Origin of the sequence: Vibrio paracholerae (genome assembly GCF_037672085.1) — a bacterium.
Classification (GTDB): Bacteria; Pseudomonadota; Gammaproteobacteria; order Enterobacterales; family Vibrionaceae; genus Vibrio; species Vibrio cholerae.
Window position 1 is genome coordinate 2,320,698 of the sequence record NZ_JBBHLM010000002.1, and the last position, 15,871, is coordinate 2,336,568.

Below are 15,871 nucleotides of genomic sequence, written 5' to 3' on the forward strand. Positions count from 1 at the left end.
AAGGTCGCCATGCGGCCTTTTCTTTTGCTCCACATAAACCGAGTTTGTGATTGAGTAAGCTTATTTCAGCATACATCCGGTGATTTAATGTACCCTTTGCTATGCTTGTCCTATCTATACGTCGTCTTTGTCAGAGAGAACGCCATGATCGAAAAACGTCGCTTTTCACGCATCCTGTATCAAGCGCCAGCCACCCTAAGCCAAGGCGATAAACAACTGTCGACTTGCATTCAGGATCTATCGCTGCACGGTTTGCTGCTCTGGTCAGAAGATGAGCCGAATTTAGATACTCACGCTTTAGTGGATGTGGTTTTTAGCCTACCAGAAAGCGATGTAACCATATCACTCACTGCAAAAATCATCAGCATCCAAGAGCGGATCATTCGAATGGCGATCAGCCATATTGATATTGAAAGTATTGCGCACTTACGTCGCTTAGTTGAGTTGAATGTGGGCGATGACAGCTTACTGCATCGGGACTTAGAGCATCTTTCTGATTTAGGACTGCATGAGTAATCCCAAGCCCAAATGGACTTGGGATGTTATTGACAGTGAGAGTGACGGTGAGAGGCGAATGATGCATTAACCTCTGTGGATCGCATCATTCGCTTGTTTGAGTAAGTTTTGGCTCTCATGCATAAACTGCTGTGAATAATCACCAAACCACTGGCTAACTCGTTCAAATTGAGCCACAAAACTCGCCTTATCTCCCGCGCTCACCAACTCAACCGCCTCGCTTAAGCAGCGATGAAAACGCTGGATCATCTCAATATTTTCTGGTGATGAGAGAATAATATCGCCATACAGATGGGGATCTTGCCCAAATAGCCGTCCGACCATGGCAAGCTCTAAACGGTAAATCGGTGAGCTGAGTTTCAGCAGTTGTGCCAAGTTCGGGTTCTCTTTGGTCAGATGCAAGCCATAAGCAAAGGAAGTGAAGTGACGCAGTGCTTGAATAAGTGTCATACCACGATCATGTTCAGCCGCATCAATCTGGCATAAACTTGCGCCCCAAATAGCAAACTGTTGCAAGAGCCATTGGTAGTGTTCATTGCCTCGACCATCACAGTAAACAATCACCTGCTTCGCTAAGCTTGGAACGTCAGGGCCAAACATAGGGTGCAGCCCAACCACAGGGCCTTTGTGTGCTTGTAGCATGGCGGCAAGCGGCTTGGCTTTGATTGAGGTGAGATCGCACAAAATGCAATCGTCCGGTAACTGGCGCAGCTTTTCGATAACACCGAGCGTTAAATGGATAGGTACCGTGACTACCACTAAGCCTGCATCACTGAGCAGTTCATCCGCTTTGTCCCAATCTTGGCTGCCCAGCACTTTGACTTGATAGCCAGAGAGTTTAAACATACGGCCAAATAGTCGCCCAAGCTGACCGTTACCACCAATTATCACCACGGAACGTAACTCCGGATTGAGGCATTTAAAGCCGGAGTCCTTTTCACTGGCGTAGGATTCACGCATGGTTCGGCGCAAAATATCTTCAATCAGTTGGGGCGGAACGCCTTTACTTTCCGCTTCCGCTCGACGTGAAGCGAGCATTGCCGCTTCACGATCGGGGGCATAAATCGGCAACCCATATCGACTTTTCACTTGCCCGACCTGCTCCACCAACGCCAGACGGCGGGCCAATAACTCCACCATCTGCTTATCGACTTCATCGATTTGGTCGCGTAACTGATTCAACTCTACGGCCATGTTCTATCCTTGTTATCCTTGCAAACGATTGTGCAAAAAGGGAATAAGTTCCTGATGCGCACGACGTAATAATGCCTCAGTCGTTGACCAATTTATACAGCCGTCAGTGATCGAGACTCCGTATTGCATCTTTTCACGAGGCAGATCCGAAGACTGATTTCCTTCATTGAGATGGCTTTCAATCATCAGGCCAATGATAGAGCGATTGCCTTCACGAATTTGATGAATCACATCTTCTGCCACCAATGGCTGACGGCGGTAGTCTTTACGTGAGTTCGCATGGCTACAATCCACCATCAAAGAGGGTTCCAAACGCGCTTTTTGCATCTCTTCTTCACATTCCGCGACAGAAACCGAATCGTAGTTGGTCTGTTTGCCACCACGCAAAATCACATGCCCATTCGGGTTGCCTTGTGTAGTGAGCAGTGCCACTTGTCCTTCGCGGTTAATTCCCATAAAGCGGTGACTGGATGAAGCGGCCTGCATGGCATTAATCGCCGTTGCCAAGTTACCATCCGTGCCATTTTTAAAGCCAATCGGCATAGAAAGGCCACTTGCCATCTCGCGGTGAGTTTGTGATTCCGTGGTGCGCGCACCAATCGCTGCCCAACTAAAAGTATCCGCCAAGTATTGTGGGCTAATCGGGTCCAACGCTTCGGTTGCCAGTGGGATTTCCATTTCGGCCAAATCGACCAAGAGTTGACGCCCAACATGCAGACCGTGTTCGATATCAAAACTACCATCAAGATGCGGATCGTTAATCAGCCCTTTCCAACCGACCGTGGTACGCGGTTTTTCAAAATACACGCGCATCACTATGTAGAGCTGGTCACTCAGCTGCGCCGAGAGTGCTTTGAGTTTTTTGGCGTACTCTTTCGCTGCATCCACATCATGAATTGAGCAAGGACCACAGACGATCAACAAACGAGGATCGCGTTTGTGGATAATGTCCGCCACCGTCTGACGTGACTCACGAATAAACTTACGCGCCTTGTCGCTGAGTGGAATCTTGGCTTTCAAGGCATCAGGGGTGATCAATATCTGTTCATCACTGATATTCACATCACTCAATTCACTTTTTTTCATCTCATCACCTGTAATTTATTATTTACACACCTAACAAGGCGAGCTAGAAACTTAAACAGAAAACACGTTAACAGGCTTTAAAAACAATGCAAGTGTAAATTTAAACCAACATTGACTGTAAATTTAAAATTACACTCATCATTTAATGACACTTGGCACACAAACTGGGGAATAAAGCGTGTTTTGTTCGCTTTGAGTATCTTAAAATAAGCCGTTTTTCCGCTCAGACGATGGACAAGTTATGGATCTCATCCTCTCATTACTGCAACAGATGTGTGTTTACCTTGTTCTCGCCTATATGTTGAGTAAAACGCCGATCTTCATTCCTTTACTTAACATTTCTGGTCGGTTTGACCACAAAATCAGTGTTTATGTTCTGTTTTCACTGTTTTGCATCATGGGCACCTACTTTGGCTTGCAGATCAATGATGCGATTGCCAATACGCGTGCCATCGGCGCTGTGATGGGAGGTCTGTTTGGTGGACCTGTGATTGGTTTTGCGGTTGGCCTCACCGGAGGCTTACACCGCTATACCTTAGGGGGATTTACCGATCTCGCCTGCGCGATTTCCACCACCGCTGAAGGTTTAATTGGCGGCTTGCTACACACCTATTTGCTGCGCAAAGGCAAAGGGAAATTACTGTTTAGCCCAAGTATTGTCTTTGCGGTCACCTTATTTGCCGAAATTGTGCAGATGCTGATCATCTTGGTCGTGGCTAAACCATTTGAACAGTCTTACGCGCTGGTTTCCACCATCGCCGCGCCAATGATCATCGCAAACTCAATCGGTGCCGCACTGTTTATGAGCATCCTGCTCGATCGCAAAACCATTTTTGAAGAGTATTCCGCGACGTTTTCACGCCGCGCTCTGAATATTGCCGAACGTTCTGTTGGTATCCTTGCTGCCGGTTTTAACCCAGAAAACGCCAACAAAATTGCCCGAATCGTGTATGAACAGACCAATGTCGGCGCGGTCTCGATCACCGATCGCGAAAAAATCCTCGCCTTTGTTGGGATTGGCGATGATCACCATAAACCCAATACACCGATCAGCTCGCAAAGCACGCTCGATGCGATTAATCGCAACGCCATCATCTATCTCGATGGCAAAGAGCATCCTTATCAATGTTCTTTGTCTCCGACCTGCAAACTGGGATCTGCGTTAATCATTCCGTTGCGAGCAGGCGATCGAGTGATCGGCACCATCAAGCTCTACGAGCCAAAACGTAAGCTGTTTTCCACCATAAATATGTCAATGGCACAGGGCATCGCCCAACTGCTATCCAGCCAAATTCTGTATGGCGAATATCAGCAAAAACAAATCCTGCTCTCGCGAGCGGAAATCAAACTCCTGCAAGCGCAGGTCAATCCGCATTTTTTGTTTAACGCACTCAATACCATCAGTGCGGTGATCCGCCGTGAGCCAGATAAAGCTCGCGAGCTGATTTTGCATCTGTCGCAATTTTTCCGCAGCAACCTCAAACAGAACGTCGAAACCGTCACTTTGCGTGAAGAGCTTGCCCACGTGAACGCTTACCTCACTATTGAAAAAGCGCGCTTTAGTGACAGGCTCGATGTGGAAATTGCGATTGATGATGCCCTGCTAGAACGTAATGTTCCCAGCTTCACTTTGCAGCCTTTGGTGGAAAATGCCATCAAACACGGCACCTCTAACCTGCTCGAAGCTGGCCAAGTGCGCATTTACAGTGAAATGGTTGAAGGGGGAATGCGCGTCGTAGTGGAAGACAACGCCGGGCTCTATCAGCCTCCGAGTGAAGATTATGATGGTTTAGGGATGCAAATTGTTGAAAAGCGCCTCACCAACAAATTTGGTCTTAAGTCAGGGCTACAGATTGAGGTCGCGCCACAAGAGTACACGCGAATGAGCTTTGTCATTCCACAGCAAGGCACTTACTAAGGGATTAACATGTTATCTGCTCTACTCATTGACGATGAACGCTTTGCCCGTGAAGAGCTCGCGGAACTCTTAGCGGAAAGTGGCCAGATTGAGGTCATCGGCCAAGCCAGCAATGCAATTGAAGGGTTGAAAAAAATCAATCAGCTCAAGCCGGATGTGGTGTTTTTAGATATTCAGATGCCGCAAATTTCGGGCATTGAGCTGCTAAGTATGCTTGACCCAGAGACCATGCCTGAGGTGGTGTTTGTTACCGCCTACGATCAATATGCGCTGCAAGCGTTTGAAGATAACGCGTTTGACTATCTGCTCAAGCCGGTCGACACCGAACGTTTAGCCAAAACAGTGCAGCGTTTGCTGCGCCAACACAAGAAAAGTGACTACTCACCACTGACGCAACCAAGCTTAGATCAGATCCCTTGCACGGGTTTAAACCGAATTGTGCTACTGCCGATTAATGAAGTGGAATTTGCCTACAGCGACATCAGTGGCGTCAATGTGCAGACTGCGCAGCAAAAAGCGACCAGTCAATTGACCTTGAAAGTGTTGGAAGAGAAAACCGCGTTAGTGCGCTGCCATCGCCAGTACTTGGTGAATTTGAAAGCGATTCGCGAAATTAAACTGTTAGAAAACGGGCTGGCGGAGATGATCACTCATGCAGGCCATAAGGTTCCGGTCAGCCGCCGTTATCTTAAAGAGCTGAAAGAGATGCTGGGATTTTACTGATCCCAGCTCCACTTCGATGAGCAAAACTATTCGGAGAACTGCTCGATTAAGCGCTGCATATTGGCTGACGCTTGCTGCCAACGCTCTGAGCGCTTCAGCTCACTGTAGCTAAGTTGCTGTTTTTTCAGCAGTGCTTCAGCTTGCGGCACTTCCATGATCGGTAGATGATCCAGCACTTCGACTGCCGCTTCACGCTTGTTACAGATCAAAATCATGTCACAACCCGCGACTAAGGCTTGGTGGGAGCGCTCAACTGGCCCCCCCATTACGGCTGCGCCTTCCATGCTCAAATCATCCGAAAATACGATGCCTTTAAAGCCGAGTTCTTCACGTAACACTTGTTTTAGCCAGTAGCTCGAACCGCTCGCAGGTTGAGCATCGTAATGCGGATACACCACATGCGCTGGCATCATGGCATCCAGCACTCCAGCCTCAATTTGCGCACGGAAAATCGCTATATCTTGCGCAATCGTCTCCCGCTCATCGTAAGGGGTTTCTAAATGCGAATCGGCAATCACCGCGCCATGACCGGGAAAATGTTTGCCTGTGGTCGCCATACCGACAGCTTTCATGCCGCGCAAAAAAGCACTGCTGTGCTTAAGTACAGTTTGAACATCTTCACCAAAAGCACGGTTGCCAATCGCTTTACACGCAAAGCCCATATCGAGCACAGGCGCAAAACTTAAATCGACATCGTGTGCAATCAGCTCTGCCGCCATCAACCAACCGCCCTGCTCAGCAAGCTCAACGCCATTCTCAGCACGCGCGTAATACTGCGCAGGGGGAATGCGAGAAAAGCCTTCACGGAAACGCTGCACGCGGCCACCTTCTTGATCGACACCAATCAAAATCGGTCTTTTCGCCGCTTGACGGATCGCTTTATTGAGTGCCAGCAATTGCTGGTTATCGTGATAGTTGCGACCAAACAGAATCACACCACCCACTGTAGGGTGCTGCAGAATTTCGCGATCTTCGGCACTCAGTTCGTAACCGGCCACATCCAACCAAAGCGGTCCCATGCTTGCTCCTTGAAAAAATTGGCAAAATTGTCACAAGCCACGAGGTTATTCAGTTTATTTTTCAATTACAATGCCTTTGTTTGAATATGACAGAGGGATAACCAAATGGCAGAACGCGAACTCTATATCGGTGTGATGTCGGGAACCAGTTTGGATGGTGTGGATACCGCTTTAGTGGCGCTGCAAGACGATAACATCGAACTGCTGGCTCACCACGACTACCCTATGCCTGCCGATCTTAAGCAGCGGCTGCTCAATGTCTGCATCGGCCAACCAACCACCTTGATTGCGATGGGTGAATTGGAGCACGATCTGGGCCATCTGTTCAGTGATGCTGTGCTGGCACTTTTGCAGCACAGTGGCTATCGTGCCGAGCACATCCGTGCGATAGGCTGTCATGGACAAACCGTGTTTCATCAGCCTACAGGCACCAAACCATTTACCATGCAAATTGGCGATGCCAACATTATCGCGGCGCGCACAGGCATTACGACTGTCGCCGATTTTCGGCGCAAAGATGTTGCGCTCGGTGGGCAAGGCGCACCGCTAGTTCCCGCGTTTCATCGCACGATTTTTCATGCTGAGCAATCGACTGTGGTCGTGCTCAATATCGGGGGGATTGCCAATATTTCGGTGCTCAAGCCCAATGGTGAAGTGGTGGGCTATGACACCGGCCCCGGCAATATGCTGATGGACAGCTGGTGCCAAAAGGAACGTAACCAGCCTTATGATAAAGATGCCCTGTGGGCCAAACAAGGCAGCGTGAATGCCGCATTACTTAGCCATTTAAAACAAGACCATTACTTTGCTCTGCCAGCTCCCAAAAGCACAGGCCGCGAGCTATTTAATCTGCCTTGGTTAGAAACGCAGCTCGCCACGTTTTCGGTTGATGCCACTGATGTGCAAGGCACCTTGTGTGAATTCACCGCGCAAACCATTGTTGAGCAAGTCACACCATTCGCCGAAGGGCCACAACCACAGCTTTTAGTGTGTGGCGGCGGTGCGCAAAATCCTTTACTCATGGAACGCTTACAAGCCTTGCTGCCAAGCTGGCAAGTTGCCCCAACTACCCAAATGGGCGTGGATGGCGATAATATGGAAGCCATGGCTTTCGCTTGGCTGGCACAACGGCGTATACACGGTTTACCCAGTAATTTGCCCGCCGTGACGGGCGCATCACGTCTTGCGAGTCTTGGCGTGATTTACTACCCCGATTAATCGCTACAGGAATTTTTATGACCAACGATGCACTTATTGCCGCGCTTTCTCATCTGGTTTCCGAAGGTCGTAACCCCGATACGATGGATATTGATTTGCTCTCGTCGCAAGAAATTGTCGAGCGGCTTAATCAACAAGACAAACAAGTGCCACTGGCGGTGGAAGCGGTATTGCCGCAGATTGCCCAAGCGGTTGATAAAATCACTGCCGCCTTCAAACAAGGTGGCCGCTTGATCTACTTAGGGGCAGGTACCAGCGGTCGTCTGGGTGTGCTGGATGCCTCAGAATGCCCACCCACTTTCGGAGTGAGCGATCAAATGGTGATTGGCCTGATTGCGGGCGGTAAAGAAGCCATGTTTACCGCACAAGAAGGGGCGGAAGATAACGCCACGCTGGGCGCACATGATTTACAGCAAATCGACTTTAGCAGCAAAGATGTGCTAGTCGGGATTGCGGCGAGTGGCCGCACACCTTATGTGATTGGCGCGTTAGAGTACGCCAATGATTTAGGCGCGACCACCATCGCACTCTCGTGCAACCCTGATTCTCCGATTGCCGAAATCGCCCAGATTGCCATTTCTCCCGTCGTTGGGCCAGAAGCACTAACCGGTTCAACCCGACTTAAATCCGGTACGGCGCAGAAATTGGTGCTCAATATGCTCACGACTGCGAGCATGATCCGTCTTGGTAAAAGCTATCAAAATCTGATGGTCGATGTCCGAGCCACCAACCGCAAGCTGATTGCCAGAGCGGTACGAATTGTCATGCAAGCGACCGATTGCCAACGCGAAGAAGCCGAAGCACTACTCAAAGAGAGCCACAACAACGCGAAACTGGCGATTTTGATGCATCTGACCGGCATGAACTATGAGCAAGCGACGGCGAAACTCTCGCAGTCGGATGGTTTCTTGCGCCGCGCCATGGAAGAGCACGAAGAGTAATTAACCAGAGCAAAACGAGAGCCCTATGGGCTCTCATGCTCATTATTGATTGTACTCATTCCAACCGCGCTGCCACTCCATACGAAAACGCTGCGCCTGCTCTGTACCTTCACAAATTCCTTCATAGTATTGACCGCTCAAGCCAATTTGATAAGCCACATCGGGGTTACAATATTGGTCTAATCCCTTTTGGTAGCCTTGTTCATAATCACCCAGTTTGGCAGAGCCGAGCGCCATTAAGCTTTTATAGCTCCTCTGGGTATGCCCGGTCACGGCATCCTGATAACCGATTTGATACCAGTTGCCCTCTTGTGCTAACTGCGACTCACTCGCGGCACAGCCGACAAGCAGTACAATACAGCCCATTACCATCCATTTTTTCATGTTTTACCTTGAGTTAAGCAAATGCATCTTGTTAATGAAACGAGCATGCCATTGAATAGCATAGCCTGCTACTCTATTTTCATGCTCGCGTCGTAGCTTCAAGTTAGAAGTGGGTATATTCAAAACCACTTATTTAGCTAAAACACCGCTTAATTCTCCACACGACCACTGACTCGGAAAGCCAGTGAAGCTCGCTTATTGATAAATTACTATCCACAGTGAGCTTAATTCATTAACAAAAGGACAAACGCTATGTTGTGGTTTCTTACCTGTGTCGTAGCCCTCGTTGGCGGTTACTTTATTTACGGAGCTTTCGTAGAAAAAGTATTTGGCATCAACGAAAAGCGTCAAACCCCTGCCCATACAAAAACGGACGGCGTCGACTATGTACCGATGTCCACCCCAAAAGTTTATCTCGTACAACTGCTGAACATCGCCGGTGTTGGCCCTATTTTTGGTCCAATTATGGGTGCGCTGTACGGTCCAGCCGCCATGCTGTGGATCGTAGTTGGCTGTATCTTCGCGGGTGCAGTACACGACTACTTCTCAGGTATGCTTTCTATCCGTAACGGTGGTGCTTCGGTTCCATCCATCACGGGTCGTTACTTAGGCAATGGCGCTAAACATTTTATGAACATTTTTGCCATTGTGTTACTGCTTCTGGTTGGTGTGGTATTCGTTTCAGCCCCTGCTGGCATGATCACTAACCTGATTAACCAACAAACGGACTTAACCGTCAGCATGACCACCATGGTCGTGATCATCTTCGCTTACTACATTCTGGCGACTATCGTTCCTGTTGATAAAATCATCGGCCGTTTCTACCCACTGTTTGGTGCGCTACTGATTTTCATGTCGGTTGGTTTGATGACGGCGATTGCGTTCTCTTCTGAGCACCAAGTGTTGGGCGGATTTGAAATCAGCGATATGGTGAAAAACCTCAACCCGAATGACATGCCTCTGTGGCCAGCTCTGTTCATCACCATCGCGTGTGGTGCTATCTCTGGCTTCCACGCGACTCAGTCTCCGCTGATGGCACGCTGTATGGAAAATGAGAAGAACGGCCGCTTCGTGTTTTACGGCGCGATGATTGGCGAAGGTATCATTGCCCTTATCTGGTGTACTATTGCTCTCTCTTTCTTCGGCTCACTGGAAGCGCTGTCTGAAGCGGTGAAAAATGGTGGCCCAGGTAACGTGGTTTACGGTGCTTCTTTTGGCCTGCTGGGTGTGTTTGGTGGTGTAATTGCTTTCCTTGGCGTGGTGATCCTGCCTATCACTTCGGGTGATACCGCATTCCGCTCAAGCCGTTTGATCTTGGCTGAGTACTTCAACATGGAGCAGAAGACCCTACGTAACCGCCTGCTGATGGCTCTGCCTCTGTTCGTTATCGGTGCAGTGCTGACTCAAGTCGATTTCGGTATCATCTGGCGCTACTTCGGTTTTGCCAACCAAGCGACCGCAGTCATGATGCTGTGGACAGCCACCGCTTACCTGATGCGCCACAACAAACTGCACTGGATCTGTACGGTACCTGCGCTGTTTATGACTACCGTGTGTATCAGCTTCATCCTCAACAGCAGCACGCTAGGCTTTGGCTTACCAATGCAAATTTCAACCATTGCAGGTGTACTGGCTTCTCTGGGTGCTCTAGCTTACGTAGCGAAAGTATCAAAAGGCAAAGGGGAAACCGATCTTGCCGATGAAGATAAACCGCAAGGCGTAACGAAAACCGCTTAATCTCGACGCTTCAATCACCTGATTTAAAACGAAAATGGCTCCCAATCTGGGAGCCATCTTTTTATGCGATATTCCTTTGCAAAGAAATGGCAAAGAAACCATCCATCTTAGATTCACAAGATAGATGGCGAAATGATTAGTCGACTTGCTTAATTTGCAGCTCTTTAGGCACTTCAAAGAACATGTTCTCTTCGCGGCCAAGCACCTCTTCTACCGAGGTTGCGCCGAGCGCTTTGATGCGATCCAAGATTTGGTTTACCAACTCTTCTGGTGCCGAAGCGCCCGCAGTCACCCCAATTAACTGCGCAGCAACGAACCACTCAGGGTCGATATCCTGTGGGCAGTCAATCAAGTAACCGGGAGTGCCCAACTTCTCAGCCAACTCCTTTAATCGGGTCGAATTCGATGAGTTTTTCGAGCCCACCACCACCATCACATCGACTTGCTCAGCCAAAATACGCACCGCATCTTGACGGTTTTGGGTGGCATAACAGATGTCATCTTTACGCGGACCTTGGATTTTAGGAAATACACGGCGCAGTTCATCAATCACATCCGCCGTTTCATCGACTGACAACGTGGTTTGGCTCACGTAGTGCAGGTTACTTGGATCTTTCACCTTAGTTTGCAGTGATACGACATCTTCCGGCTTTTCGACCAGATACATGCCGCCTGTATCACTGGCATACTGCCCCATCGTGCCTTCCACTTCAGGATGGCCAGCATGACCAATCAACACCACTTCCATATGTTTACGACTGGCACGCGCCACTTCCATATGTACTTTAGTCACCAGTGGACAAGTCGCATCAAATACCGTCAGTGAACGCTCTTTCGCTTCTTGGCGAACCGCTTGCGACACGCCATGAGCCGAAAAAATCACAATGTTATCGTCGGGAACTTCATTTAATTCCTCAACAAAGCGGGCTCCACGCTGCTTTAACCCCTCGACCACAAAGCGGTTGTGCACCACTTCATGACGCACATAAATCGGCGGCTGATAAAGCTCCAGCGCACGCTCAACAATGCTGATCGCGCGATCCACACCCGCGCAGAAACCGCGAGGGTTGGCTAACAGTATTTTCATTGGTTTGCTCATTGCTAGTCGTTATGGTTGGCTATTGTAAGGAAACTCACTCAACAGACAAGATCTCAACATCAAAGGTGATGTCTTGCCCTGCCAATGGGTGATTGAAATCGACAGTAACTGAGTCACCGGCAATCTCCGTGATGATTCCGGGAATTTCCATTCCGTCAGGGCCACTGAAAGCCATAATGGTTCCGACCTCTAACTGCAGATCGCCACCAAGAAACTTACTGCGATCCATGTAATGGACATGATCTGGATTGGGCGCCCCAAACGCATCTTGCGCCGCTAAAGCGACCGATTTTTTCTCGCCCGGCAACATTCCGAGTAAACACTGCTCGAAATTGGGGCTCAGGCTACCATCGCCCATCACTAGCTTGGCAGGTTTTCCTTGATTATGGGTACTGTCAGCAACAGAGCCATCCTTAAGCTTGATCGTAAAATGCAGGGTAACTGCAGAGTTAGAGGCAATAGGGTTCACGTTATCACTACCTTGTTATTGTTTAACGAACGCCGCTTCAATTTAGCGGAGACGGGCGGGCGCTGATGCCAGCCTTTATAGTAAAAAGCGCCCTCCGAATCAACGGACGGCGCTTGTGGTTATTTGCCGCAGTGTCTTTGCTTTACGGCGCAATGCAGAGCACTAAGACTGACTTGGCGCACTTTTCTTAGCGCGAAAACCATCGAGAATAATCATCGCTGCACCGATACAGATCGCACTATCCGCCAGATTGAACGCTGGCCAGTGGTAGGTTCCCCAGTAAAAATCGAGATAATCGACCACAAAACCATGCACGATGCGATCAAACACATTGCCCGAGGCACCGCCAATGATCAGCGCATAAGCAATATTGTTCCACTTATCACTCGCCGGAAGACGACGCATCCAGTAAGCAAGCATGCCAGTGACCACAAAGGCAATACCCGTAAATAGCCAGCGCTGCCACCCTTCCTGATCGCTCAGAAAGCTAAAAGCAGCGCCATAGTTATGCACATACAGCAGGTTAAAGAAAGGCAGCACCTCAATACGGTTTGCCCAACCATAGCCCATGTTATCCATCACAATTAACTTGATCGTGATGTCAGCAATGAACACCAGAAGCGCCAGCCACAGCCAGCGCAATCCAGATTGTTTAAGAGTCTGAGACGAATTCGACATGATGGTTAGCCTAAGTTACGCAAACTTGCGTACTTCGCCTTCACCCTCAACGTTAGACACGCAGCGACCACAAATGGTGGTGTGGCCTGCAATCGTGCCTACATCAGGGGTGTGGTGCCAACAGCGATCGCACTTCTCAGCTTCAGTTTTGTTCACTTGAACAAACAAGCCATCGATATCGGTCGCCTGTGCAGCCTCGCTCTTCTCAGCCAGTGGTTTCACCACGGCTTTTGAAGTCAGCAGCACGAAACGCAGCTCATCGCCCAGTTTCGCTAGCTTACTCGCCAATACATCATCAGCAAACAGCACCAATTCCGCTTGCAGTGAACCGCCGATCAGTTTTTCGTTACGAGCGTTTTCCAGCAGTTTGTTAACTGAGCCACGCACTTTCTGAATATCATTCCAGAATGCATTATTTAGCTCTTCGCCTTCTGCCAAACCAAACAGGCCATCAAACCATTCCGTGGTAAACACGAACTTGTCACGTGCGCTGCCGTCAGCTTGCTGCGCTGGCATTGCGTTCCAAATTTCATCAGCGGTGAATGACATGATAGGCGCCATCCAACGAACCAGAGCTTCCACAATGAAGAACAAAGCGGTTTGACAGCTACGCTGTGCATGACCACCACGTTTGGCTGTGTATTGACGGTCTTTGATCACATCCAGATAGAATGAACCCATCTCGATTGAGCAGAAGTTCATCAAACGCTGTACCACTGCGTGCAGGTTGTAATCCTGATACGCTTGAATGATCTCTTGTTGCGCGGCCAGTGCGCGACCAACAGCCCAACGATCCAATGCCACCATTTCTTCAGCAGGAATAATGTCAGTAGTTGGATTAAAGCCATTCAGGTTCGCTAAGAAGAAACGGGCGGTGTTACGAATACGACGGTACGCATCCGCAGAACGCTTGAGGATCTCATCCGATACGGCGACTTCACCAGTATAATCAGTTGACGCCACCCATAGACGCAGAATATCCGCACCCAGCTTGTTGGTCACATCTTGTGGAGCAACCACGTTACCGATCGACTTCGACATCTTGCGGCCTTGGCCATCAACCACGAAACCGTGCGTCAATACTTCTTTGTACGGCGCTTTGCCTTTCATCGCCACAGAAGAGATGAGAGATGATTGGAACCAGCCGCGGTGTTGGTCAGAACCTTCTAGGTACATGTCCGCTTCTGCGCCGTTGAATTCTTGACGTGCATCCACAACCGCAGAGTGAGTCACTCCTGAGTCAAACCATACATCTAGCGTATCCAGCACTTTTTCATAGTTGGCCGCATCTTCAGCGCCAAGCAGTTCCGCAGTATCGAGATCCCACCATGCTTGAATGCCTTTTTGCTCAACCAGCTGTGCTACTTTCTCAATCAGCTCAGCGCTGTTTGGGTGCAGTTCAGCGGTTTCTTTGTGCACGAACAGTGCAATGGGCACGCCCCAAGTACGTTGACGAGAGATACACCACTCAGGGCGACCTGCCACCATACCTTCAATACGACTTTGACCCCAATCCGGCATCCAATGTACGCCCTTGATTGCCGTCAGAGCTTGTTCACGTAGACCCGCTTGTTCCATAGAGACAAACCATTGCGGTGTCGCACGGAAGATGATCGGCGTTTTATGACGCCAGCAGTGTGGGTAGCTGTGCTCATACGCGTGATGATGCAACAACGCGCCTTTTTCTTTCAGTACTTCCAACACAGAATCGTTGGCTTTAAATACGTGTTGACCCGCAAACAGCTCAGTGTCTGGCAGATATACGCCGTTTGAACCCACAGGGTTTGCCACTTCCAAACCGTACTGTTGACCAACGGCAAAGTCTTCTTGACCATGACCTGGTGCAGTATGTACCACACCGGTACCAGAATCGGTCGTCACGTGATCGCCTAAAATGGCAGGCACAGTGAAGGAGTAGAATGGATGTTGGAACGCTACCAATTCAAGATCGGCACCAGTTGCGAAACCAAGGTTATGGAAGTGTTCAATGCCCGCGCGATCCATCACCGATTTTGCCAACTCAGAGGCGACGATAATGCGCTCTGGTTGCTCACCTTCAACTTGGATCAGTACGTATTCTAAATCTGCACGCAGACATACCGCGCGGTTAGCCGGCAGTGTCCAAGGTGTGGTTGTCCAGATCACAATCGACACATCGCCTTTGCCTTCATGGCCAGCAGCCAGACCAAACTTAGCCAGCACAGCGGCTTCATCAGCGGCTTTAAAACGAACGTCAATCGAAGGAGAAACTTTGTTTTTGTACTCCACTTCTGCTTCAGCCAATGCTGAACCACAGTCAGTACACCAGTGAACCGGTTTAAACCCCTTCAGCAAGTGGCCATTGTCGGCAATTTTGCCAAGCGCACGGATGATGTTGGCTTCGGTCACAAAATCCATGGTGCGATAAGGCTTATCCCACTCACCAAGAACACCAAGGCGCTTAAAGCTCTCTTTTTGGCCTTCAACTTGGCCTGCGGCGTATTCGCGACATTTTTCACGGAACTCGGCCGCGGTGACTTTCTGCCCCGGCTTGCCCACTTTCTTTTCTACCATCAATTCAATAGGTAGACCGTGGCAATCCCAACCCGGAATGTAAGGCGCATCAAAACCTGAAAGAGTTTTGGATTTAATAATGATGTCTTTAAGAATCTTATTCAGAGCGTGACCAATATGAATGTCACCGTTGGCGTATGGAGGGCCATCGTGCAATACGAAAGATTTTTTGCCTTTTTTAGCCTGACGGATCGCACCGTACAGGTCTTCTTGATACCAACGTTGCAGCATTTCTGGCTCGCGTTTGGCCAGATCGCCGCGCATTGGAAACCCTGTTTCAGGTAAGTTCAGGGTATCTTTATAGTCACTCATCGATTCTTAATTCCGTTATATTGG

14 protein-coding genes are annotated in these 15,871 nt (G+C 49.3%); 6 read left to right on the forward strand and 8 right to left on the reverse strand.

Annotated features, from left to right (window positions below; translation table 11 throughout):
- Window positions 1–144: 144 nt before the first annotated feature.
- Entirely contained in the window at window positions 145–516 is a 372-nt protein-coding gene (locus R4537_RS15645; protein WP_071179740.1) for a PilZ domain-containing protein, read from the forward strand.
- 66 nt (window positions 517–582) lie between these two features.
- Here the strand turns inward: R4537_RS15645 and tyrA are convergent, their stop codons facing one another.
- Window positions 583–1,710, reverse strand: coding sequence for a bifunctional chorismate mutase/prephenate dehydrogenase (gene tyrA, locus R4537_RS15650; protein WP_071179739.1), 1,128 nt, complete (start codon window positions 1,708–1,710; stop codon window positions 583–585).
- Window positions 1,711–1,722: 12 nt separating this feature from the next.
- Window positions 1,723–2,796: a 3-deoxy-7-phosphoheptulonate synthase gene (locus tag R4537_RS15655; RefSeq protein ID WP_000747931.1), complete on the reverse strand. Its 1,074-nt coding sequence runs from the start codon at window positions 2,794–2,796 to the stop codon at window positions 1,723–1,725.
- A gap of 241 nt (window positions 2,797–3,037) precedes the next feature.
- Here R4537_RS15655 and R4537_RS15660 point away from each other — a divergent pair, with 241 nt between their 5' ends.
- Window positions 3,038–4,714 carry a sensor histidine kinase gene (locus R4537_RS15660; protein ID WP_071179738.1) on the forward strand — a complete coding sequence of 559 codons (1,677 nt, stop codon included), beginning with the start codon at window positions 3,038–3,040 and terminating at the stop codon, window positions 4,712–4,714.
- Between the two features lie 9 nt (window positions 4,715–4,723).
- The gene (gene btsR / locus R4537_RS15665; RefSeq protein ID WP_000947378.1) at window positions 4,724–5,437 is read left to right on the forward strand and encodes a two-component system response regulator BtsR; all 714 of its coding nucleotides are present in this window, start codon (window positions 4,724–4,726) and stop codon (window positions 5,435–5,437) included.
- 26 nt (window positions 5,438–5,463) lie between these two features.
- On the opposite strand, the gene nagZ is transcribed toward btsR, so the two are convergent.
- Window positions 5,464–6,456, reverse strand: a complete 993-nt coding sequence (nagZ, locus tag R4537_RS15670; protein ID WP_071179737.1) for a beta-N-acetylhexosaminidase — start codon at window positions 6,454–6,456, stop codon at window positions 5,464–5,466.
- Window positions 6,457–6,561: 105 nt separating this feature from the next.
- Between nagZ and R4537_RS15675 the strand changes: the two genes are divergently transcribed.
- Both R4537_RS15675 and murQ read left to right on the forward strand, forming a co-directional pair.
- Complete coding sequence (locus R4537_RS15675; protein ID WP_071179736.1) at window positions 6,562–7,674, forward strand: anhydro-N-acetylmuramic acid kinase; 1,113 nt, start codon at window positions 6,562–6,564, stop codon at window positions 7,672–7,674.
- Window positions 7,675–7,691: 17 nt separating this feature from the next.
- A complete protein-coding gene (gene murQ / locus R4537_RS15680) occupies window positions 7,692–8,615 on the forward strand; it encodes an N-acetylmuramic acid 6-phosphate etherase (protein WP_000180252.1) in 924 nt (307 codons plus the stop codon).
- 42 nt (window positions 8,616–8,657) lie between these two features.
- On the opposite strand, the gene R4537_RS15685 is transcribed toward murQ, so the two are convergent.
- Window positions 8,658–8,999: a DUF2799 domain-containing protein gene (locus tag R4537_RS15685; RefSeq protein WP_000759195.1), complete on the reverse strand. Its 342-nt coding sequence runs from the start codon at window positions 8,997–8,999 to the stop codon at window positions 8,658–8,660.
- A gap of 252 nt (window positions 9,000–9,251) precedes the next feature.
- Between R4537_RS15685 and R4537_RS15690 the strand changes: the two genes are divergently transcribed.
- Window positions 9,252–10,736: a carbon starvation CstA family protein gene (locus R4537_RS15690; RefSeq protein WP_000964327.1), complete on the forward strand. Its 1,485-nt coding sequence runs from the start codon at window positions 9,252–9,254 to the stop codon at window positions 10,734–10,736.
- A gap of 136 nt (window positions 10,737–10,872) precedes the next feature.
- On the opposite strand, the gene ispH is transcribed toward R4537_RS15690, so the two are convergent.
- The 4 genes from ispH to ileS all read right to left on the reverse strand — a co-directional run bounded on the left by ispH (window position 10,873) and on the right by ileS (window position 15,847).
- A complete protein-coding gene (gene ispH / locus R4537_RS15695; protein ID WP_080483671.1) occupies window positions 10,873–11,823 on the reverse strand; it encodes a 4-hydroxy-3-methylbut-2-enyl diphosphate reductase in 951 nt (316 codons plus the stop codon).
- Window positions 11,824–11,869: 46 nt separating this feature from the next.
- Window positions 11,870–12,304 carry an FKBP-type peptidyl-prolyl cis-trans isomerase gene (fkpB, locus tag R4537_RS15700; protein ID WP_001068088.1) on the reverse strand — a complete coding sequence of 145 codons (435 nt, stop codon included), beginning with the start codon at window positions 12,302–12,304 and terminating at the stop codon, window positions 11,870–11,872.
- A 162-nt stretch (window positions 12,305–12,466) separates the two neighbouring features.
- Window positions 12,467–12,982, reverse strand: a complete 516-nt coding sequence (gene lspA / locus R4537_RS15705; protein WP_071179734.1) for a signal peptidase II — start codon at window positions 12,980–12,982, stop codon at window positions 12,467–12,469.
- A 15-nt stretch (window positions 12,983–12,997) separates the two neighbouring features.
- Window positions 12,998–15,847, reverse strand: coding sequence for an isoleucine--tRNA ligase (gene ileS, locus R4537_RS15710; RefSeq protein ID WP_071179733.1), 2,850 nt, complete (start codon window positions 15,845–15,847; stop codon window positions 12,998–13,000).
- Window positions 15,848–15,871: the final 24 nt, after the last annotated feature.